This is a genomic window from Mycobacterium vicinigordonae, assembly GCF_013466425.1.
Classification (GTDB): Bacteria; Actinomycetota; Actinomycetes; order Mycobacteriales; family Mycobacteriaceae; genus Mycobacterium; species Mycobacterium vicinigordonae.
This window is the reverse complement of the sequence record NZ_CP059165.1, coordinates 3,985,776-4,004,969: the sequence shown is the minus strand read 5'-3', so window position 1 is coordinate 4,004,969 and position 19,194 is coordinate 3,985,776. Positions and strand designations below refer to the sequence as shown.

At 65.7% G+C, this 19,194-nt stretch carries 22 protein-coding genes; 12 read left to right on the top strand and 10 right to left on the bottom strand.

The window, feature by feature from the left end:
* The first annotated feature begins 47 nt into the window (after nucleotides 1–47).
* Nucleotides 48–263 carry a hypothetical protein gene (locus H0P51_RS28610; protein WP_246398054.1) on the top strand — a complete coding sequence of 72 codons (216 nt, stop codon included), beginning with the start codon at nucleotides 48–50 and terminating at the stop codon, nucleotides 261–263.
* A 12-nt stretch (nucleotides 264–275) separates the two neighbouring features.
* Here H0P51_RS28610 and H0P51_RS17980 read toward each other — a convergent pair whose 3' ends face one another.
* A complete protein-coding gene (locus H0P51_RS17980) occupies nucleotides 276–1,244 on the bottom strand; it encodes an aldo/keto reductase (protein ID WP_180914148.1) in 969 nt (322 codons plus the stop codon).
* A 136-nt stretch (nucleotides 1,245–1,380) separates the two neighbouring features.
* Here H0P51_RS17980 and H0P51_RS17975 point away from each other — a divergent pair, with 136 nt between their 5' ends.
* From H0P51_RS17975 to H0P51_RS17960, 4 genes are all read left to right on the top strand, one after another.
* Nucleotides 1,381–1,992 (top strand): TetR/AcrR family transcriptional regulator, encoded by a 612-nt coding sequence (locus tag H0P51_RS17975; protein ID WP_180914146.1) that lies wholly within the window; start codon nucleotides 1,381–1,383, stop codon nucleotides 1,990–1,992.
* Nucleotides 1,989–2,513 (top strand): VOC family protein, encoded by a 525-nt coding sequence (locus H0P51_RS17970; RefSeq protein ID WP_180914144.1) that lies wholly within the window; start codon nucleotides 1,989–1,991, stop codon nucleotides 2,511–2,513. Before H0P51_RS17975 ends, H0P51_RS17970 begins: the two co-directional genes overlap by 4 nt.
* On the top strand, nucleotides 2,510–3,040 hold the full coding sequence (locus H0P51_RS17965; protein WP_246398053.1) for a carboxymuconolactone decarboxylase family protein: 531 nt from the start codon (nucleotides 2,510–2,512) through the stop codon (nucleotides 3,038–3,040). Before H0P51_RS17970 ends, H0P51_RS17965 begins: the two co-directional genes overlap by 4 nt.
* Nucleotides 3,041–3,305: 265 nt before the next feature.
* Nucleotides 3,306–4,088 (top strand): SDR family oxidoreductase, encoded by a 783-nt coding sequence (locus tag H0P51_RS17960; RefSeq protein WP_180919059.1) that lies wholly within the window; start codon nucleotides 3,306–3,308, stop codon nucleotides 4,086–4,088.
* A 111-nt stretch (nucleotides 4,089–4,199) separates the two neighbouring features.
* Here the strand turns inward: H0P51_RS17960 and H0P51_RS17955 are convergent, their stop codons facing one another.
* Nucleotides 4,200–4,802 (bottom strand): PaaI family thioesterase, encoded by a 603-nt coding sequence (locus tag H0P51_RS17955; RefSeq protein ID WP_246398052.1) that lies wholly within the window; start codon nucleotides 4,800–4,802, stop codon nucleotides 4,200–4,202.
* Nucleotides 4,803–4,918: 116 nt separating this feature from the next.
* Here H0P51_RS17955 and H0P51_RS17950 point away from each other — a divergent pair, with 116 nt between their 5' ends.
* Nucleotides 4,919–5,593: a PadR family transcriptional regulator gene (locus H0P51_RS17950; protein ID WP_180914143.1), complete on the top strand. Its 675-nt coding sequence runs from the start codon at nucleotides 4,919–4,921 to the stop codon at nucleotides 5,591–5,593.
* Here the strand turns inward: H0P51_RS17950 and H0P51_RS17945 are convergent.
* Nucleotides 5,590–7,293 carry a 3-ketosteroid-delta-1-dehydrogenase gene (locus H0P51_RS17945; protein WP_180914141.1) on the bottom strand — a complete coding sequence of 568 codons (1,704 nt, stop codon included), beginning with the start codon at nucleotides 7,291–7,293 and terminating at the stop codon, nucleotides 5,590–5,592. The two genes, H0P51_RS17950 and H0P51_RS17945, sit on opposite strands and share 4 nt — an antisense overlap.
* 103 nt (nucleotides 7,294–7,396) lie before the next feature.
* Between H0P51_RS17945 and H0P51_RS17940 the strand changes: the two genes are divergently transcribed.
* The 4 genes from H0P51_RS17940 to H0P51_RS17925 are packed head-to-tail and all read left to right on the top strand — an operon-like array spanning nucleotide 7,397 to nucleotide 9,952.
* Complete coding sequence (locus tag H0P51_RS17940) at nucleotides 7,397–8,539, top strand: 3-ketosteroid-9-alpha-monooxygenase, oxygenase component (protein ID WP_180914139.1); 1,143 nt, start codon at nucleotides 7,397–7,399, stop codon at nucleotides 8,537–8,539.
* A gap of 11 nt (nucleotides 8,540–8,550) precedes the next feature.
* Nucleotides 8,551–8,817 carry a ferredoxin gene (locus tag H0P51_RS17935; RefSeq protein WP_180914137.1) on the top strand — a complete coding sequence of 89 codons (267 nt, stop codon included), beginning with the start codon at nucleotides 8,551–8,553 and terminating at the stop codon, nucleotides 8,815–8,817.
* 11 nt (nucleotides 8,818–8,828) lie between these two features.
* A complete protein-coding gene (locus tag H0P51_RS17930) occupies nucleotides 8,829–9,152 on the top strand; it encodes an NAD-dependent epimerase/dehydratase family protein (protein ID WP_180914135.1) in 324 nt (107 codons plus the stop codon).
* Nucleotides 9,149–9,952, top strand: a complete 804-nt coding sequence (locus H0P51_RS17925) for an SDR family NAD(P)-dependent oxidoreductase (RefSeq protein ID WP_180914133.1) — start codon at nucleotides 9,149–9,151, stop codon at nucleotides 9,950–9,952. Before H0P51_RS17930 ends, H0P51_RS17925 begins: the two co-directional genes overlap by 4 nt.
* 62 nt (nucleotides 9,953–10,014) lie before the next feature.
* Here H0P51_RS17925 and H0P51_RS17920 read toward each other — a convergent pair whose 3' ends face one another.
* The 7 genes from H0P51_RS17920 to H0P51_RS17890 all read right to left on the bottom strand — a co-directional run bounded on the left by H0P51_RS17920 (nucleotide 10,015) and on the right by H0P51_RS17890 (nucleotide 16,318).
* Nucleotides 10,015–11,088, bottom strand: a complete 1,074-nt coding sequence (locus H0P51_RS17920; protein ID WP_180914132.1) for a hypothetical protein — start codon at nucleotides 11,086–11,088, stop codon at nucleotides 10,015–10,017.
* An 11-nt stretch (nucleotides 11,089–11,099) separates the two neighbouring features.
* Nucleotides 11,100–12,032 (bottom strand): alpha/beta hydrolase, encoded by a 933-nt coding sequence (locus H0P51_RS17915; protein WP_180914130.1) that lies wholly within the window; start codon nucleotides 12,030–12,032, stop codon nucleotides 11,100–11,102.
* Nucleotides 12,029–12,850, bottom strand: a complete 822-nt coding sequence (locus tag H0P51_RS17910) for an SDR family NAD(P)-dependent oxidoreductase (protein ID WP_180914129.1) — start codon at nucleotides 12,848–12,850, stop codon at nucleotides 12,029–12,031. Before H0P51_RS17910 ends, H0P51_RS17915 begins: the two co-directional genes overlap by 4 nt.
* On the bottom strand, nucleotides 12,847–13,326 hold the full coding sequence (locus H0P51_RS17905) for a nuclear transport factor 2 family protein (protein WP_180914127.1): 480 nt from the start codon (nucleotides 13,324–13,326) through the stop codon (nucleotides 12,847–12,849). The genes H0P51_RS17910 and H0P51_RS17905 overlap by 4 nt, the downstream gene beginning before the upstream one ends.
* A 63-nt stretch (nucleotides 13,327–13,389) precedes the next feature.
* Nucleotides 13,390–14,406 carry an acyl-CoA dehydrogenase family protein gene (locus H0P51_RS17900; protein WP_246398050.1) on the bottom strand — a complete coding sequence of 339 codons (1,017 nt, stop codon included), beginning with the start codon at nucleotides 14,404–14,406 and terminating at the stop codon, nucleotides 13,390–13,392.
* Nucleotides 14,403–15,542, bottom strand: a complete 1,140-nt coding sequence (locus H0P51_RS17895; RefSeq protein WP_180919056.1) for an acyl-CoA dehydrogenase family protein — start codon at nucleotides 15,540–15,542, stop codon at nucleotides 14,403–14,405. Before H0P51_RS17895 ends, H0P51_RS17900 begins: the two co-directional genes overlap by 4 nt.
* Nucleotides 15,542–16,318 carry a crotonase/enoyl-CoA hydratase family protein gene (locus tag H0P51_RS17890; protein WP_180914125.1) on the bottom strand — a complete coding sequence of 259 codons (777 nt, stop codon included), beginning with the start codon at nucleotides 16,316–16,318 and terminating at the stop codon, nucleotides 15,542–15,544. The genes H0P51_RS17895 and H0P51_RS17890 overlap by 1 nt, the downstream gene beginning before the upstream one ends.
* A 113-nt stretch (nucleotides 16,319–16,431) precedes the next feature.
* Between H0P51_RS17890 and H0P51_RS17885 the strand changes: the two genes are divergently transcribed.
* The gene (locus tag H0P51_RS17885) at nucleotides 16,432–18,318 is read left to right on the top strand and encodes a flavin-containing monooxygenase (protein WP_180914124.1); all 1,887 of its coding nucleotides are present in this window, start codon (nucleotides 16,432–16,434) and stop codon (nucleotides 18,316–18,318) included.
* Nucleotides 18,315–19,187, top strand: a complete 873-nt coding sequence (locus H0P51_RS17880) for an SDR family NAD(P)-dependent oxidoreductase (RefSeq protein ID WP_180914122.1) — start codon at nucleotides 18,315–18,317, stop codon at nucleotides 19,185–19,187. Before H0P51_RS17885 ends, H0P51_RS17880 begins: the two co-directional genes overlap by 4 nt.
* Nucleotides 19,188–19,194 lie beyond the last annotated feature (7 nt).

The following is a 19,194-nucleotide window of genomic DNA, read 5'->3' as shown; positions in this document are numbered from 1 at the left end:
GGGCAACAACTGGGTTGAAAGCTGTCCTGATTGGCTATTCGCTACAAATGACTGTGTTTCGGGCCATCGATCCGCGGGGAGCAGTCGTCGCGAGCAGGGAGTTCGAGACTGCCGAGGCCGCGCATCGATGGTTCGCTCGTGTGATTGCTGGGCGTTACGCGCTGGGCTGGCGGATGGAAGTCGATGACGACGGACATTGGGCGAGCTTCGATGACACCGGAGGCTTCACGGCCCCGCTGAGTCGCCGACCTGTGCCTCGCTGACGGTTCCCCGCGCTAACGCCCGATCTTCTCGCGGACCAGGTCGGCGAGAACCCGGCGCGCCGAGACCGGCTTGAATGCGCGGGCAGCGGCGGTTAGCGCATCGCGCGATTCGTTGCTCAGCTCGACCTCGGCCGCCGCTACGTTGAATTCAAGCTGCTCCACGCTAGAGGCGCCTGGGATGGCCACCACGCCAGGCAGGCTGATCAGCCAGGCGAGCGCGACCTGGGCGGGCTTGGCGCCGACCTGGCCGGCGACATCGCGCAGGGTCTGTAACAGCGGCTCGATCCGGCGCAGATTCTCGATGCCGAACAGCGGGTTTACCGAGCGAACACCGCCGGGTCGGTTGTCGACGCCGTACTTGCCGCCGAGCAGTCCCTGTGCCAGTGGGCTGTAGGCGATAACGATGCGGTTCTCCCGCTCGGCGAAGGGAACCATGTGGTCCAGCGCGCGCGGGCGGGCGAGCGAGAACTCCACCTGGTTGCTGATGACGGGCCGGCCGAGCGCCGCGTCTGCCTGCTGCCAACGGGACAGCGAATAGTTCGAGACGCCGGCCGCGCCGATCTTGCCTTCGTCGAGTAGGTCGCGCATGCCGGGCATGATGACCGTGTCGGGGACCAGTGGGTTGGACTGGTGGATTTGGTACAGGGGGATGCGGTCTAGCTGGAGGCGGCGTGCACTGGCGCGTTCGCGTTGCTTGATGATTGCGGGGAAGGGTGCGACGGGGAAAATCTTGCTAGCCACCGCTACGTCTGCGCGTTCGTCGCCCAGCGCTTCGCCGAGGATGCGTTCGCTCTTGCCCAGCCCGTACACCTCGGCGGTGTCGAAGAGAGTGACGCCCAGGGCGCGGGCGCGCCGCACGATATCGCGGGCGGCACCGGAGGCGTAGTCGTCGCCGTAACCCCATTCGCGCGAGCCGAACTGCCACGTTCCAAGACCGATGCGGCTGACCTGTCCGACTCCGTCGACCTGTAGGTATTTCATGCGCTCCACCGTATACCGGACGCCAAAGTCCCGTGATTCCAAGCTGTTTCCGCCGCCCGGTTGCGGACAGGCGAGTCTTGAGTTAACTTGTTAGTTAACAAGTAAGTATGTATCAATCCGAGCCAGGGCAGAGACGGTGAGCGAACGGCGCAGCCAGGAAGAACGGCGCGGCGAAGCGGAACGAAAACTAGTCAGGGCGGCCGCCGAACTCGTCGGCGAGATCGGTCCCGCCAGGGTGACCCTGGCCAACGTCGGCGAGCGAGCGGGCTACAGCCGCGGACTGGCCACCCACCACTTCGGCTCCAAGGGCGCCCTGTTGCTGCGTGTGGTCGAAGCGGTGACCCAGCAGTTCCGCGAGGCGATGATCGGCGAGTCCGGCGAGCCCCTGGACGACCTGCGCCGGCTGATCCGCGTCTACTTCGAGGTGATGTCGGATCTGCAACCAGTCAACCGGGCCCGGCTGGTGCTGTGGGCGGATGCGGTCGCCTACCCATCCGAGGACATCAGGCCCGCAATGGTCGCCGCGGACCGGGAGTTCCGCGCGGAGATCGAAAAGCGTTTGGAACGAGCAGTTGCGGCCGGTGAAGTCGCCCCGGTCAGCGCGCACGGGCTGGCCGCCGTGATCGTTGCCATGCTACGTGGGGTGGCGCTGCAGTCCCTGATCGATGAACATGTTGATCTTGCTGCGGCTCGCGCGGAAATCGAGGAAATGGTGACCGCTCGCTTAACGAAAGAGAATCGAAAATGAGCCGAATATTCGGGAATATCAACCAGATTGGCTATGTCGTGCGCGATATCCACACCTCGATGGACCAGTGGGTGCGTCTGGGGGTGGGTCCATGGTTCTACATCGAGGACGTCGTCACCGATTACTTCCGCTACCGCGGGGCGGACTCTGATCTGAAGATGAGTGTGGCGCTGGCCAACTCCGGCGACGTCCAGCTCGAGCTGATCCAGCAACGCAACGATGCGTCGTCGATGTACAAAGAGTTTCTGGACTCAGGTCGGCAAGGTGCGCAGCATATCGCGTACTGGACCAACGATTTCCAAGGCCTTTACGACCGCGCGCTGGCGGCCGGCTACACCGTTGCCCAGGAAGGAAGCATCGGCGGCGAACAAGGCCGCTTCGCCTACCTGGACACCGAATTCGACCAGGGCACCGTGGTCGAGATCAGTGACATCAGCGGCCCGAAGGGCGAGATGTTCGACTACGTCCGCGAGTCGGCCGCCAACTGGGATGGCGCCGAACCGATTCGGGTGCTCGGATGATGGTGCCACCGCGGGAACCGTTGCCGTACCCGGATATCGACGTGCTGCCACCGCACCTTCAGGACGCGGTTACCAGCCGAGCGTCGCTGAACATCTTTCGCATGATCATGCACACCCCGGCCCTGGCGCCAAGCTTCTTGACGCTGGCCAACGATGTGCTGCAACAAAATTCGCTGCCTCCGACTTGGCGCGAACTCGTCATCCTGCGGGTAGGGTTCCGCTATCACTGTGGCTACGAGCTGCACCATCACCTCAACATCGGTCGCGCCATCGGTGTGACTGAAGCGGATATCGCCGCCGCCGAGTCCGGGTCGACGGAAAGCCTTGGCGAAGAAGAAGCCAACATCTTGCGGCTCGCCGATCTGATACTGACCAACCACACCCTGAGTGCGGCCGAGCGCACCGCAGCGCTGAAAACCCTCAGCATCAATCAACTCGCCGACCTCACCCTCACCGTCGGCTTCTACCAGCTGGTGTGCAACTTCCTCAACATCTTCGGGGTCCAGCCCGAGGGATCACCTCAATAAAGGTTGGTCGCGTGCCGGCGAAAATGGACGGCTAGTGGTGGTGCCCAAGCGGCCGGAATTCGCCTGGTGCCAACACAGTTCGACGGCACGAACTTTGCGGTGGCTGTACCGCAGCCACAGCGCTCCTGCGGCCGCTGGCTACCCGGTATGACAGCGTCGTCGCCCGGCCCAAGGGCAATGCCATGCTCCCAAAACGGTAACCCCGTTCTCGCCTCGCCCATGCGGTGTGTCACACTTCGCTGCGGAGGTCGATATGGCGAGAACAGTGGTGATCGGAGCCTCGAGCGGGCTGGGGCGGTGCATTGGTGTCGGCTTGGCAAAGCGCGGTGACCAGGTCGCGCTGCTCGCCCGGCGGCGTGAGCGCATCGAAACTGCGGCACAGGAAGCCGGATCAGCGGCGGTTGCCGTGGAGTGCGACGTCACCGACGAGGCGTCGGCCCGAGCGGGCATCGACGCCGCGGCGGACGCGCTCGGCGGCATCGACAACGTCGTCTACGCGCCCGCGATCAGTCCCTTGGTGCCGTTGGCCGAAACCGACGCCGCGACCTGGCGCCGTGTGCTCGACACCAACGTGATCGGCGCTGCGCTGGCCACGGCGGCCGCCGTCCCGCACCTCACCGCCTCCGCTGATAGAACCGCAGGCAAAGTCGTCTATCTGTCCTCGGATGCGGGCAGCTTCGGGCCGCCCTGGCCAGGATTGGGCGCCTACGGCGTCAGCAAGGCCGCGCTGGAACGCCTGGTCGAGGCATGGCGCGCCGAGCACCCCGACATCGGCTTCACCAGTCTCATCGTCGGTGAATGCGCCGGAGGTGAGGGCGATGCCCAGACCGGCATGAACGCCGGCTGGGACCGCGAGCTGGCCATGCAGGCTTACCCGCTGTGGGTGTCGCGAGGCTGCATGCCAGGCAAACTTATGCCCGTCGAAGACCTCGTCGACGTCGTGCACACCATCCTGCGCACCGACGCCTGCACGTCGATGCCGGTGGTGGTCGCCCGGGGCGCTCCGGGTGCCGCGGGAGCGGTTCTGGCCCACACCCCAAAGTCCTAGCCGCTCGCCCCAACACAAAGCCCGACACAACTCGGCATGCCGAGCGCAGCCGACCCGTCGCGAGCAGATCGCCGGTAGTCCGGTCTCCTAGGGCATAGAGTCCGGCGACGTTCAACTATTACGAGGATGAATGAAGACACCTTCGGCGGACACCGTCACCCCCTCGCCATCGCTGATCTGGCCCACCGCGAAAGTCTTGACGCCCTGCTGACTTTCGATCCACGCATCGGCGCGCAACGGCTGCCGCAACTGAGTGCGCCGGTGATAACGCAGGGTCAGCGTTCCGGTGTAAGCGGGTCGTCCCGGTTGGTGTGCGGTCGCCCCGAGCACATGGTCGAGGATCATGGCCGATACTCCGCCGTGCACATGCCCCATCGGACCTTCGAAGGCCGCGCCCAGAGTGAATTCGGTCCACACTGACCCGTCGCTCTCGCGGTGGATAACCAGCGGGGGTGCGGACGGGTTACGAACTCCGATAACGACATTGCCCGAGGCGACGCCCTGGCCGTCGTCGATCCGGCGTTCACCGAACGTGCCTGGCATCAGCTCGGCACTGAGTTCGCTTGTGACGCTGTCGATCTTGGCTCGAGCGGCGGCGATGACCTCGTGGCTGACTTCGGTGCGGATTGTCGCGTCGATCAACCGCCGCACCGACACCGCCAGTGACTCGTACACCGGCAGCGAATCGGTCATCGACGCAAACGAATCCACCATGCCCGTCACGATAGAGCAGCGCCGGCACCCCGTTATCGCCCCGTGCCCGCAACTCGGCGTCCCGGCCAGTGGTCAGGATCGGGTGCATCCCCGAGCGGAATTGTTACTCTGGCGCGATGGAGCAGCCCAGCGAGAAGGTCAAGGCGGCGCTCGCCGCGACCAGCTGGGCGCTGCTGGGCATGATGTCCTACGAGGAAGAAGTCTCCGGCTACGACCTCAAGAAATGGATCGACTGGAGTGTCGACCTCTACTACTGGAGCCCGTCCTACAGCCAGATCTACACCGAGCTGAAGAAGCTGGAGACGCTCGGCCTAGTGACCTCCCGCGTCGAGCGCGACGAAGGCACCCGCAGCCGTCGGCTCTACAAGATCACTCCGGCCGGTATGGCCGCGATCACCGACTGGACCAACAACGCGCCGCTGGACCCGCCGGTGCTCAAGCACAGCATGCTGCTGCGGGTGACGTTCGGTCATCTGAGCAACCCGACCCGGCTCAAAGAACAGCTGCAGGAATACGTGGCCTATGCCGAAGCCCGGCACCGCAAGGCGGTCGAAGATTCCGAGGGCGCCGAGATCGAACCTGCTTGGGCCTACTCGGTGATCGCGCTGCGATGGGCGGCGAAATATTACGCCGCCGAGCGTGAGTTCGCGCTGGAGCTGATGAAGGAGATCGACGAAGCCGACGCCATCATCAGCAAAGCCAGCAAAGGTGGGTTCGGCCAACCGCGTCCCACTCCGGGTTTTTGGCGCGAGGTGGAGAAGCAGGTCGAGGCCAGGCGCGCGGCCGACTAGGGCTGGCTCGCGGCATCCCGGGCAGCGACGTAGCCGTATACCAAACCCTGCGCGATCGTCGCACCCGCACCTGGATAGCAGGTGCCGAATGCGTTGGCCGCGGTGTTCCCGATGGCGTACAGCCCAGCGATCACACTGCCGTCCTCACGCAACACCCGCGCCCGTTCGTCGGCCTTGAGTCCGCCGCACGTGCCCAGGTCGGACAGCACCATCTTCACGGCGTAGAAGGGGCCGTCGACCAGGGCACGCAGGTTGGGATTCGGCTTGACGGTCGGGTCGCCGTAGTAACGGTCATAAGCACTACGCCCGCGGCCGAACTCGGGATCTGTACCCAGGGAAGCCGCTTGGTTGAATTGCGTCATCGTGCGGATGAATTCCGGCGCGGGAACCCCGATTCGAGCACCGAGGTCGGGCAGGTTGTCCGCGCGGGCGGCGATCCCGGCGTCATACCACGCCTGCGGTACCCGCATTCTCGGAAACAACTCGGCGCCAAAGACATAGCTGTTGCGGTAGCGCTGGTCGAAGATGATCCACATCGATTCGACGCGGCTGCCCTGGCGCTCCAGGTCGAGCAGTCGCTGACCGAACGACATGTAGTCGGATGCCTCGTTGGCGAACCGGCGGCCGTCTTGGTTGACGATCAGGCAGCCCGGCAGGGATCGTTCGGCCAGCATCACCGCGGGCGCCTTGCCAGGCAGCGGCGCGATCGCCGGGAACCACCACGCCTGGTCCATCAAGTCCACGTCGGCGCCGCGCTCCTGCCCGAGTCGGATCCCGTCACCGGTGTTGGTGTCCGCGCCCAGGCTCAGGTTTGCGCCCAGTGACTCGGACTGGAATTTCCACCGCATGTCCATACTGTGGTCGAAGCCGCCGGTGGCGAGCACCACGCCGCGGCGCGCGGTGATCGTCACCTCGCGGCCGTCGTGGTCGATCACCGCGCCGGTCACCCGATCGCCGTCGCCGGCCAGGTGCGTCAACCTGGTCTGCGTCCACACCGGTATCCCCGCCCGCAGTACCCCGGCGAACAGGCCGGCGGTCAGCCCCTGACCGCCCGCGGCGTAACGCCGGCCGATCGCCATACCGCCCAAGCCTTGAGCAATCCTCTTGGCGAACACCGGAATTCCCTTGCGCGGCATCCGCGTTACCAAGTTCATCCAACGGTAGTCCGCGCCCGTGGTCGGGATCGCGAACCCAGCTTCCAGCACACCGGGTCGCAGCCGGGTGCGGTACGCACCGAGGACCGCGGTGTCGAACGGGTAGCACTCGCAGGTGCGGCCCGCCGCCCGGCCGCCCGGCTGCTCGGGGTGGTAGTCGGAGTAGTCGCGGGCCCAGAACAGCCGCAGCGGCGTGGTGCGGCGCAGCATCTCGACCGTCGCGGACAGGTTGTTCAAGAACCCGGACGAGCGCTGCGGGGGCGCCGACCCGGCCACCACGGCATCCAGATACATGGCGGCCTGATCCGCCGAGTCGCCGGCGCCCGACTCGGCCAGCACCGGACCTGCGGGCAACCACAGCGCCCCGCCCGACCGCGCCGTCGATCCGCCCACATACGGCGACTTCTCCACGACGAGCACCGACAGCCCGAGTTCGCGAGCGGCTAGCGCCGCGGCCAGTCCGGTGCCCGAGCCCACCACCAGCAGGTCGACCGTGGTATCGGCCACCTCGAGCCCGGTGGGAATCGTCGTACTGTGTGCGGTCACGGTCGGCAACGTTAGGCGCGCGTGGCGTCGGATTGGAAGATGCGTCCTGATCACCGGGACACGTCCCTGCCATCTGGACAGCCACCGGCGTTCAATGAAACCCATGATGTCGCAATCCGACGCCGACGAGATTCGGCTCATCGAAGCGCAGGCCGCCCCGACGCGGTTCGCCCGCGGCTGGCATTGCCTGGGACTGGTCCGAGATTACGGGGACGGCAAACCGCACGCGGTCAGAGCGTTCGGTCAGCAGCTCGTCGTGTTCCGCAGTGGGACCGGCAAAATCAGTGTGCTGGATGGATTCTGCCGGCACATGGGTGGGAATCTGGCGGAGGGAACCGTGAAGGGCAACGAGATTGCCTGCCCATTCCACGACTGGCGTTGGGGCGGTGACGGTCGCTGCAAGCAGGTTCCCTACGCCAAGCGCACGCCGCGGCTGGCCCGGACCGCGTCCTGGACCACCCTGGAACAGGACGGCATGTTGTTCATCTGGAACGACCCCCAGCACAACCCGCCGCCGTCCGAGGTCAACATTCCGCGCATCGAGGGCGCAACCAGCGACGAATGGACCGACTGGCACTGGTACACCACGGTGGTCGGCAGCAACTGTCGCGAGATCATCGACAACGTCGTGGACATGGCGCACTTCTTCTACATTCACGGGTCGCTGCCCACCTACTTCAAGAACATCTTCGAAGGCCACGTGGCCACCCAGTACATGAACGGTGAGGGCCGGCCCGACATGGGCAGCGGGTCCGGGGATGTGGCGCTGCTCGGCACCACCTCGGTCGCGTCCTATTTCGGGCCGTCGTTCATGATCGACGACCTGACTTATCACTACGACGACGGCGACCGGCGGACAATCCTGATCAATTGCCACTACCCGATCGACGCGAATTCCTTTGTGCTGCAATACGGAATCATTGTCAAGAAGTCGGCGACGCTGCCCGACGATCAAGCCATACAGACAGCGGTCAGCCTCGGCGATTACGTAAAGTTGGGCTTCGAGCAGGACGTCGAGATCTGGCGGCACAAGGCGCGTATCGACAACCCGTTGCTGGTCGAGGAGGACGGGCCGGTCTATCAACTGCGGCGCTGGTATGACCAGTTCTACGTCGATATCGCCGACGTGCAACCAGATATGGTGGACCGCTTTGAGTTCGAGCTGGACACCACGCGTCCACATGAGGCGTGGATGAAGGAGATCGAGGCGAACTTGGCGGCCCGGGCCGGCTCGGGTAGCCGCTAGCTTCTGAAGCGATGCGGACCGACAACCGGCTCGACGACATGCCGATGGTGCCACTCGGGTGCCGCAGTTGCGGTGCGCAGGTGCTGGTCCGCAAGAGCAGCTGGAACCAGACCAGCGTGCAGTGGAATGCGGACGCATCCGCAGCCTGCGTTGAGCGACGCGAGGCCGAGCGGATCTCCAGTCATCACCGGGCGCACTTCCTGGTCTGTTCGGCGCTGCGGGCGTCGATCGAGGACGCCGTAGCGGCCGGAGAACTGCCTATCGTCGGCGGGGGATAGGGTCTGTTGCGATGCGTATCGCGGTCACGGGCGGAACGGGTTACGTCGGCGCCCATATGGTCAACGGACTACTGGCCGCCGGGCAAAGCGTGCGGTTGCTCGTCGAGCCGGGGTGGTCCAACGACATGCTGCTGCGCCGACTTCGAGCGTCCGGTGACTTATCGCTGCTGGAAGGAGATCTTCGGGCACCCGATATCGCCGACCGATTACTCGACGGATGCGATGCGGTCGTCCATGCTGCCGGGGTTGTCGGCACGGACGATCGCCGGGAACGGTTGATATGGGAGACCAACGCTCTCGCCAGCGAGCGGATCATGCAGCGCGGTGTGGAATGAGCCGCGAAACACCGATCGCCGTAGTCACCGGCGCCAGTCGCGGTGCGGGCCTTGGCATCGCCGCGGCCCTTAGTGCGCGGGGGTGGCGGGTTTATGCCACGGGCCGCAGCATCACCGAGGCGCCCCCGGGTGGCGTTGCGTTTCGCGTGGATCACCGCGACGATGACGCCGTCGCCGCACTCTTCCACCGAATAGCCTCCGAGGAGGGACGGCTGGATCTGCTGGTCAACAATGCAGCCGTAATCTCCGACGAACTGGTGAGCCCAAAGCCGTTCTGGGATAAGCCGCTTGCGCTCGCCGACGTACTCGACGTCGGGCTGCGCTCGTCGTACGTGGCGTCGTGGTACGCCGCGCCGCTGCTCGTCGCGCGCAAGCGCGGCCTGATTGCGTTCACCTCTTCCCCGGGCGCGGTGTGCTACATGCACGGCCCGGCATACGGCGCGCAAAAAGCCGGGGTTGACAAGATGGCTGCCGACATGGCCGTCGACTTTCGCGGCACCGGCGTAGCCACGGTCTGCATCTGGATGGGCATTCTGCTGACCGAACGGCTGCGTGGCACTCTCGCCGGCAACCCGGACGCGCTGGCGAAGACGGCTGAGCATGCCGAAACTCCGGAATTTACCGGCTATTTGATTGACGCGTTGTGCGGCGATCCGGCACTGGACGAACTCAGTGGGCAGACGTTCATCGGCGCCGAACTGGCCGAGCGCTACGGCATCACCGACGAGGGCGGCCGCCACCCACCGTCGCACCGTCATCTGGCGGAGCCACGGCTACCGAGCACTGTGGTGGTGCGGTGACACGGCTTTGACTCTGCGCTGGTGGTGTGGGCGGCTAGCGCCTGTGCGCCCCGGCTTCAGAATCAAAGCGAAAACGCGCTGATCGGCGCCTCCTCGGGGTACACCGCTGGCCCACCTAGGTCGTAGGCGGCGTTCAGAGCGGCGATGAAAGCTGGATCGTGCAACGGTTCGTCCGGGATATCGAGCTTGCCGCCACGGGCGTTGACGTCGTCGACCATGATGTCGATGGCCTTCTCGATGGTCAGGTCGTCCGAGCCCTCCATGTTCTTCTTCAGTTCGTCGAGGTCGGTGAACACCTCGGCCGACCAGTGCACCAGGAAGCGTAGTTCGTCGGTGTGGTGGCGGGCGATCGCCTGCTCGCCGTTCTTGAGCAGCCAGTGGTCGGGGTCACCCGGGTCACCGGCAAAGACGGTGTCGAAGCCGAGACCGGCTGGAATTTGTTGATCCAATGGGCCGTTGGCCTCGCCGCGGTGCACCATCATCTCGTTCTGCACCACTACGCCGCGGTTGTAGATCGGCGGCCGCACCCGCCGGGGCGCCTTGAGTGGACCGTCGGGCCAGTAGGTGAAGCCGCTACCGCCGTCCAGGGAGAACCAGGTGATGACCTGAGTCATCTTGATCAGATAGTCGCGGAACAGACCGGACTTACCCATCACACTGGTGAGCCAGGTCGGTGCGTTTTCGTGCCGTACGCCGCGGAAGCTCGGCGAATCCAAGTGTCCTGGATCGCGATTGGCGCACGGTCCGTTGATGTTGAAGAGCATCAGCTGCGGCTTGGCGTAGTCGGCGTTCCAGTAGCTCTTGGCGAGCTGCAAGAACCGTTCGTTGTAGAAGCAGTCGTGCAGTTGCGGGTAGAGCACTGCGCCGTAGTTGGCTAAATAGCCGCGGAAGGTAGGGGTGAGGAAAAGGTCCAGCGACGGCGTGAAGCCCTCGGGGAACAGTCCGCTCATCGTTGCGATCAATTCGTCAGCCGAGGCGAAATGCTGGGCGATGATCAACCGCCACGGCCCCTCGGTGCGCACCACGTCCAGCAGGCGTTCGCGTTGGTCGTCGGTGTAGATGTCGTCGACCTCACACGGCGGCGCGGCCGGGCACAGCACGTCGGAGAGCTCGATCCGCCGCTTCTCGGTGAGCATCAGCTTTCTCCTTACGGGGATGGGGCAGGAAATGATGGTGTCTGGCCGTAAAAGCGCAGTGGATAAGCGAATTTGGCGCGTAACAACCCGCCCAGTTCCGCGATGGCCAACCGGCCACGCGCCGTCGCCTCGGGCCGCATCAGAAACCCGTGGTGCACACCTGGATAGCGGGTGGCGGTAGTCTGCACGTCCGCCGCACGCAACCGGTCCGCGTAGCGTTCACCCCAATCTCTGATTGGGTCGCAGCCCGCTGTCACCACGATGGCCGGCGGCAGCCCCACCAGGTCGTGGGCATACGCCGGGACGAGATATGGGTCGGCCTCGCATTCGGCAAGCCCGTGCAGATAGTCGATGTCGTCGCGGCACAGCATCGGGGCATCGCCGAGGAAAGTTATTGACGGAGCGGACATGTCGCGATCCAGCCCGGGATACAACAGCACCTGCGCGCAGATGTTCGGGCCGCGACGATCACGCGCAGCCAAGCACACCCCGGCCGCCAGGGCGCCGCCCGCGCTGTCGCCGACGACGACGAGCTCGCCCGCCCAGGGTTGTTGAGAAGTCCAATCCGTAGCGGCGTAGGCGTCTTCGAACTGCGCCGGTGGCGGCGACTCGGGTGCCAGCCGATAGTCGACAGCCACCACGGTTGCACCGGAAACCGATGCCAGAGCGCGGGCCAGCGGTTCGAAGGAGCGGTTCGAACCCATCACCAGTCCGCCGCCGTGAAAGTACACCAGCACCGGCCCGACGGGATCGTTGGTCGGACGGTACACCCGGACCGGAACCGAATAGGCGAGTGCCTCGCTCACATCACACATCTCCGGCATGTCGTTGGGCAGGGGAGCGGCTTCGATCGCCGCGCGCACCGCCGCGAGACCACGCACCCGCATCGGCGCCAAGTCACCGAACGTGGCGATCCGCGCCGCGGCGTCGGGATCGAGCATCATTTCAACGCCGGAGGACGCTGCGCCGCAAGCACTTCGGCGCGCTGCCTCATCGCCGAAGTGACCGAATCCTGGGTCACCAGATAGAACCGTCCCTGCGCCGCTTGTTCGAACAACGTCTGCGCGGCTGTCAGCGGGTCCATGGCCGCGGCCTTGATGTCCAGCATGGCCGCGCGTTGCCCTTCGGCTGAAGCGGCGTCACCGCTGAAATCAACTCCGCCCGCTGACTCGAAAATATTGGAAACCACCGCGCCCGGTAACACCGCCTGGACGTGAAGGTGGCTGCCGTGCCCGGCTGTCTCGACGTCGAGGCGCAAGCATTCGGTCATCGCGAGCACCGCGTGCTTGCTCATGATGTAGGGCGCCTGCAAAGGGATCGCCACCACCGCGCCGACCGAGGACAGGTTCCACACCCATGCCGGCGCGTCGGTGGCCATCATCTTGGGAAGAAAGGCCCTGATCCCGTGGTAGACACCGCTGATGTTGACGTCGATCACCCGCTGCCAGTTGGTGATCGGGGTGTCCCAAAGGTAGCCGAACTGCTCGACGCCAGCATTGTTGACCAATAGTCGGACCGGCCCGACATCGCGGTAGGTGCGGTCGGCCAAGTCTTGCACCGCATCTGGGTCGCGCACGTCGCACACCACGTCGACCGCCGCACCCAACTCCGCGCGAAGCGCCGCGATGGCGTCCGCGTCGATGTCGGCGAGCACAACGGTCATGCCCAACCGGCTCGCGTAACGTGCCAGACCGGCACCGATCCCCGCGCCCGCTCCGGTGATCACGGCCACGCCACCGGAGAACGTGTCGTGGACGCTCACGACCCGGCGGGGCTTGCGGTGTGCCGCTCGGCCAGCAGTACCGAGTTGGTGGTGTCCAGAATGACCTCCATGTCGGTGATCTGCAGTCCGTCGGGCCCGCGGCGCACCCCGAGCTCGGTGCTACCGCTGGACACCGCGAACGGCACGAAGTTGGCGATCTGGTTGACCAGAATGTAGAAGCGGGCCCGCGTCACCGCACCGTCGCTGCCGAGGCGATGCAGGTTGGTGGCGTGGTGGCGCAGCGGGTATGGGCTCTGCTGGCGGTGTGCGGACAGCCACTCCAGCACTGCTGCGCGCCCGTGTAGCTCCGGCGACATCAGCTCCTCAAACGGGCTTGCGCCGTTGTCGCTTCGGCTGATGTAGCGCACGTCCTCGGCATAGCGCGCGGCCAGCTGATCGTAGTGGCCCTCGTCGTAGTGGTACCAGAATCCGCCGATGAACTCCTGTAGTTCGGGCAGACTGATGTTAGTGCTCATGGCAGGCAGTCAACCCCGGTGCGGTCATGGCGGCCCCACAGTTGCCCGGTGAGTGGAACACGATCAGGATCCGGTGATCAATCCCCACAAACCGCCAGCGCTGGCATGCATTGCCGCCTCGGCGACCTGATCGTCCCAGTAACGCACCGAGCCGAACTCGCCGCGCCAGGCCAGGGCCGCGCGGGTGTACTCGTGCAGTTGGTGCTCGCGGGTCGTCCCGATCGCGCCGAACGCCTGGTGTGCATTGCGCACCACCACTGTGCTGGCGTGGCCAGCACACGAACGTGCCACGGCCACAAGGAAATCCAGACTGGGTGCCGACCAGCCGTCGGCCACTGCGGTAGTCAGAGCCGCCTCGGTCGCCGCCCGGGCCAGCGCGGCCTCGGCGGCGATGTCGGAAACCAGGTTCTGTACGGCCTGGAACTCTGCCAACGGGCGGCCGAACTGGATACGCGACGTGGTGTGGTCGACGCACAGCGCCACAATCCGGTCCAGCACGGCACACACCTCGATGGCGCGCACCAACCCCGACTTCAGCCGCAGCTCGGTGACCAGCGCCAGCGGGACCGGTGCGCCTTCCAGGTCGGCGAGGTCGACGATCACCTCGTCGCGCGGTTCGCCGATCAGATTGGCTCCCGGGGTGATTGACAAATCCTGCGCCGCCACGTCGGCGACCCGGTACCCGCCTTCGCCACGCCACGCCACGACAACGCGGTCGGCGGTGGCCGCCCACGGCACGTCCGTGGCAATCCCCTGGCTGTTGAGCATGCATACCGTGCGGACCGCGCCACCTGCCGGCAATCCCGCGGCCGCGGCCAGCAGCCAGCAAGCTAATAAGTCATGTTCTGCCAATGGAATTCGCACCGCATGACGAGCTGCGGCACTCAGCAGCTCGGCCGCCTCGAACCAGCCTGCCCCGCTGCCCCCATGCTCCTCGGCGCCGGTCAACCTAACAAGGCCGAGTTCATCGAGACGCTGCCACAAATCCGGGTCCCGCCGCACGGCCACCTCAGGATGTTTCACGCGGTATTCGGCGAAAACGGAGTCCATCATGTCCACCAGGGCCGGGTCTACCTTCATCGCAGTCCCAGTCCGCGGGCGATCACGCCGCGTAGCACCTCATTGGTGCCGCCGCGCAGAGTGAAGCCGGGCCGCTGGTCTACTGCCGCCCGGACCAGATCTAAGAACACCGCGTCGGGGCTAGCTTGCAGGTCGGCGAAATCGGCGATGTCGCCCTCGGTGGTGGTTCCCAGTACTTTGACCACCGCGGCGGGCACGTCGGCCGGTTCGTGGCGCTCCAGCGCACCGGCCACCGCGGTCGACATCTGGTGCAGACCGGCGACCCGCGCCACCAGCCGCCCCAGATCAGCGTCGCGGGGGATGGCGTTGGCGGCCATCCGGTCGGCGCAGGCCGCCAGCAGCACGAACGTGGACAGGAACCGTTCGGGCCCGCTGCGTTCGAAGCTCAGCTCGGAGGTCACCTGCTTCCACCCGTTGCCGATCTCACCGAACACCATGTCATCGGCCACGAACGCGCCGTCCAGAATGACCTCGTTGAAGTGATGCGCGCCATTCATGGAAATGATCGGCCGGATCTCGACGCCGGGAGAGCGCAGGTCGACTATGAACTGGCTGAGGCCGGCGTGGCGGTGCTGCGGGTCCATCGGCGCGGTGCGGGCCAGCGCAATGAAGGCCTCCGCGAGGTGCGCGCCGGAGGTCCAGACCTTCGTGCCGACCAGCGACCAACCGCCGTCGGTGCGTTCGGCCCGGGTGCGCACACTGGCCAGGTCGGAGCCGGAGTCCGGTTCGCTCATCCCGATGGCGAAGAAGCATTCCCCGCGCACAATTTGCGGCAGGAAGTGCCGCTTCTGTGCCTCGGTGCCGTACTTCAGTAGTGACGGCACGATCTGACGATCCGCAATCCAGTGCGCGGCGACAGGTGCGCCGGCGGCCAGCAGTTCCTCGGTGACCACGAAGCGCTCTAAGAACGAACGCCCGTGCCCGCCGTACTCGACCGGCACCGTCATCCCAAGCCAGCCCCTGGCGGCCAACGCGGCGGTGAAGTCCTCGTCCCAGCGTGACAGCCAGGCGTCCACCGACGGGGTGAAACTGCCGGCGGCCCGCTGTTCGCCGAGGAATGCGCGGACCTCGGCACGCAGCGCCTCGGTCGCCTCGTCGGCGACTTCGGCGGCGGGCACCAGCCGGGCCAGCGTCATCAGCGCGATTTCCACTTCGCGATACGTTGCTCGTGCTCGGGATCGCGGTGGGCCAGCGGCTGCATGGCAGCGGCCATCGCCAGCGTCGTCTCCAGCGAGCCGGTGCGCGACTCCTGCAGCAGTCGCTTGGCCATCCGCAGCGCGTGCGAGGGGTTCTTGGCGATCCGCTCAGCGAGTTCGTGTGCAGTTGACAGCAGGTCGTCGTGCGGAACCACCCGGCTGACCAGGCCCCACTGCAGAGCCGTTGCCGCATCGATGCGGTCGCCGGTCAACGTCATCTCGGCGGCCCGCTCGTAGCCGGCGGCGCGCTGCAGAAACCAGGTGCCGCCGTCGCCGGGGATGAGACCGAGCTGAACGAAGCTTTCCGCGAAAGATGCTCGCTCGGAGGCGATTCGGATGTCACACATCATCGCCACGTCACAGCCGGCGCCGATCGCGGCGCCATTGACAGCGGCGATCAGCGGTACCTCCAGGCGCCCCAGCGCGCGCGGGATCCGCTGAATGCTGTCGACGTAGGCGTAGCGCTGGTCGAGCGCGTCGAGGCCGAAAATGCTCGCCTTGTCGGCCATCTCCTTGACGTTGCCGCCGGCCGAGAAGATCTTGCCCTGGCCGGTGAGGATCACCGCGCGGATCTCGGTGTCGATGTTGGCGGCGTCCACCGCGGTTTCGAACGCGGCGATGACGTCCTTGCCCGTGATCGCGTTGCCGATCGCGGGCAGGTTGATCGTCCAGGTCCGAATCGGTCCGGAGTCGGTGATCTCCAAGGGATTGCTCATGCTGGCAACTGTAGGGACTAGCTTTCGGGTGGTTGCGACGACACCGAGTTACGCGTCCCGCTCAGAGGAAACGAACGTCACGGCCGCACCCGGTCGCCCCGATACTGAGCCGCATGACCTTCACCGACGAACTCCGGTCCAGCCTGCGTGCGGCCGACCCCGGAGTCCTGGTCGCGGTGCTGGCCCAACTCACCGGAGACCCGGCTGTCGTCGACACCTTCGGGTCGCGGATCTCCCACGTACCCGACCCACCTGAGCGTGCCGGCGTCACCGATCCGGCCACCGCCGCAGCTCTGATCGACGCGGTGGTGGCCGCGCTCGACACGGACCGGCCCGCGGGTGCGCTGGCCGCCGACGACCCGGCGCTGTTCCGGCGTCTGCTACCAATAGCGCTGGGTTGCGAGGTCGACGATGAGTTCGTACCGCTGCTGCTTGAACAGGGTGGTTTCCAACCGTCCCAGCCGACGCTGCCACGAACCGTGCCGATTCCGGAGACCACGACTGTCGCGATCATCGGCGCAGGCCTGGCCGGCATCATCGCCGCACTGGCCGCCGCCGATGCCGGAGTCGAGTACCAGATTTTCGACCGCAACGACGAAGTCGGCGGCACCTGGCTGACCACGACCTATCCGGGTATCGGCGTGGATACTCCGTCGGCCTACTACTCCCTTTCACGCGAGGTAAACCCGGACTGGACCAGCTACTATCCGCAGGGCGCCGAGTACCAGGCCTACCTGGTGGCCCTGGCCGACAAGCACGGACTGCGGGAACAGACGCGGTTCGCAGTTGAAGTCGAAGCTCTTTGGTGGGACCAAGAACGCGCGCAGTGGCAAGTCCACACGGTCGACCGTGACGGTAACCATGACGTCAGCTACGCCCGCGTCGTGATCACCGCCGCCGGCTACCTCAACCGCCCGCGCTGGCCGGATCTTCCCGGAAGAAAAGCGTTCGCGAGCACCAGCATTCATTCGGCACAGTGGGATCCCGCACTGGACCTGACCGGCCGCCGGGTCGCGGTGATCGGTGCCGGGTGCACCGCGGTGCAGATCGTCGACGCCTGCGTCGACCAGGTCGCGCACCTGACCGTGTTCCAACGCCAGCCACACTGGGTTGCGCCGCGCAAACGGCGGACCGACGACGTCCCCCAACATCGCCGCTACCTCGGTCGGCACCTGCCGTACTACGCGAAATGGAATCGGCTGAAGTCCTACTGGGGCACTGCGGACAACAACTATCCGGTCATCCTGAGGGATCCGCAGTGGGCCGAAAACCACCTGTCCATCTCGGCTGCCAACGATGCGCTGCTGCAGATGTGCTTGGACTACATCGACCGAACTTTCACTGCAGGAAGTCAATTGGCGAAGAAGGTTACCCCCGACTTCGCGCCCTACGGCAAGCGGATCATCCGCGACCCCGGAGGCTACTACGCGGCGCTGACCCGCGACCACGTCGACGTCGAGGCCAGTGAACCTGGCGCCGTCAACGCGAAAGGCATTGTCACCCAAGATGGTCGGCAGATCGATTTGGACGTCATCGTCTACGCGACCGGGTATCACCTGGACTTTCTGTCCACCATCGATATCCGTGGCCGCAGCGGCCGCAAGCTGGCCGACGAGTGGGGCGACAGCCCCGCCGCCTACCGCGGCGGCACCGTGCCCGGATTTCCCAATCTGTTTATCAACTCGGCGCCCAACTACAGCCCCGGCCACGGCGCGGGCGCCAACTTTGCGATGGAGGTTATGGCGCACTACGTCATCGAATGCTTGCAACTGATGGCGCTGCGCGGTGTGTCGACCATGGAAGTCACCCGGCAGGCGTATGAGGACTACGTTGCCGGCATCGACCAGACCATGTCGGGGACCGTGTGGTGTCACACCCCCAGCGCGCACACCTACTACCGCTCGGGTTCGGGCCGGGTGGTGGTCGCCACCCCGTATCGACTGGTTGACCTGTGGCACCAGCATCGGGCGCCCGTCGAAGAGCACTTCGAACTGCGATGACCCGTTTACTCAGCGGCAGAACAGCTTTAGTGACTGGTAGCAGCCGCGGTATTGGGCGCGCGATAGCCCAGCGGCTGGCCGCCGAAGGCGCCACGGTGGTGGTGACGGCGCGGCGTTGGTCGCCGACGCCGTCGACACGCGCTGGCACCGGCTCGGTTCTGCTCGGCACCATCGCAGAGACGATCGCGCTGATCGAAGCCGCCGGGGGCCACGCCATCGGTGTCGCGGCCGACCTGGAGGACCCCGCTCAGCGAGACAACCTGATCGACGAGGTGATCGACCGCGCCGGGCGGCTCGACATCCTGGTCAACAATGCGGGTTTCGCCGACTACGCGCTCATCGAGGACATGCCACTGCGGACCTTCGATCGGGCCGTCGAGCACTACCTGCGCATCCCGTTCGTGCTCACCAAAGGCGTCGTGCCTGCCATGCGGGATCAGGGCGGTGGCTGGATCGTCAACGTCGGGTCGGTCACCGGGTTGCCACCGAGCCGTCCCTACCGGGACTACAACAAAGTCGCCGGCGACGTGGTCTATGCGTCCTGCAAGGCTGCGCTGCACCGCTTCACCCAGGGTGTGGCAGCCGAACTGCTGGACGCCAACATCGCTGTCAACTGCGTGGGCCCGTCCACAGCCATCCGTACACCCGGTGCGGCGCAACTGATTCCGGATAATTTTCCCACCGAACCGGTGGAATACCTGTCCGAGACCGTCCTGGCGATGTGTCACCTGCCGGCCGCGCAGCGTACCGGACAGCTCGTGTTCAGCCTGCACTATCCGTGGTCACAGCGCATCGACGTCCATTCGCTGGACGGCACCGCCATCTTGCCCCCGTTGCAGCCCCCGCGGGATGCGCGAATAGACGCCTAGGCGCCCG

What these genes read in the sequence shown, in the direction of transcription:
- H0P51_RS28610 (WP_246398054.1), top strand. Translation starts at nt 48, where the DNA reads ATGACTGTGTTTCGGGCCATCGATCCGCGGGGAGCAGTCGTCGCGAGC.
- H0P51_RS17980 (WP_180914148.1), bottom strand. Translation starts at nt 1,244, where the DNA reads ATGAAATACCTACAGGTCGACGGAGTCGGACAGGTCAGCCGCATCGGT.
- H0P51_RS17970 (WP_180914144.1), top strand. Translation starts at nt 1,989, where the DNA reads ATGAGCCGAATATTCGGGAATATCAACCAGATTGGCTATGTCGTGCGC.
- H0P51_RS17965 (WP_246398053.1), top strand. Translation starts at nt 2,510, where the DNA reads ATGATGGTGCCACCGCGGGAACCGTTGCCGTACCCGGATATCGACGTG.
- H0P51_RS17955 (WP_246398052.1), bottom strand. Translation starts at nt 4,802, where the DNA reads ATGGTGGATTCGTTTGCGTCGATGACCGATTCGCTGCCGGTGTACGAG.
- H0P51_RS17950 (WP_180914143.1), top strand. Translation starts at nt 4,919, where the DNA reads ATGGAGCAGCCCAGCGAGAAGGTCAAGGCGGCGCTCGCCGCGACCAGC.
- H0P51_RS17940 (WP_180914139.1), top strand. Translation starts at nt 7,397, where the DNA reads ATGATGTCGCAATCCGACGCCGACGAGATTCGGCTCATCGAAGCGCAG.
- H0P51_RS17935 (WP_180914137.1), top strand. Translation starts at nt 8,551, where the DNA reads ATGCGGACCGACAACCGGCTCGACGACATGCCGATGGTGCCACTCGGG.
- H0P51_RS17930 (WP_180914135.1), top strand. Translation starts at nt 8,829, where the DNA reads ATGCGTATCGCGGTCACGGGCGGAACGGGTTACGTCGGCGCCCATATG.
- H0P51_RS17925 (WP_180914133.1), top strand. Translation starts at nt 9,149, where the DNA reads ATGAGCCGCGAAACACCGATCGCCGTAGTCACCGGCGCCAGTCGCGGT.
- H0P51_RS17920 (WP_180914132.1), bottom strand. Translation starts at nt 11,088, where the DNA reads ATGCTCACCGAGAAGCGGCGGATCGAGCTCTCCGACGTGCTGTGCCCG.
- H0P51_RS17915 (WP_180914130.1), bottom strand. Translation starts at nt 12,032, where the DNA reads ATGATGCTCGATCCCGACGCCGCGGCGCGGATCGCCACGTTCGGTGAC.
- H0P51_RS17905 (WP_180914127.1), bottom strand. Translation starts at nt 13,326, where the DNA reads ATGAGCACTAACATCAGTCTGCCCGAACTACAGGAGTTCATCGGCGGA.
- H0P51_RS17900 (WP_246398050.1), bottom strand. Translation starts at nt 14,406, where the DNA reads ATGAAGGTAGACCCGGCCCTGGTGGACATGATGGACTCCGTTTTCGCC.
- H0P51_RS17895 (WP_180919056.1), bottom strand. Translation starts at nt 15,542, where the DNA reads ATGACGCTGGCCCGGCTGGTGCCCGCCGCCGAAGTCGCCGACGAGGCG.
- H0P51_RS17890 (WP_180914125.1), bottom strand. Translation starts at nt 16,318, where the DNA reads ATGAGCAATCCCTTGGAGATCACCGACTCCGGACCGATTCGGACCTGG.
- H0P51_RS17885 (WP_180914124.1), top strand. Translation starts at nt 16,432, where the DNA reads ATGACCTTCACCGACGAACTCCGGTCCAGCCTGCGTGCGGCCGACCCC.
- H0P51_RS17880 (WP_180914122.1), top strand. Translation starts at nt 18,315, where the DNA reads ATGACCCGTTTACTCAGCGGCAGAACAGCTTTAGTGACTGGTAGCAGC.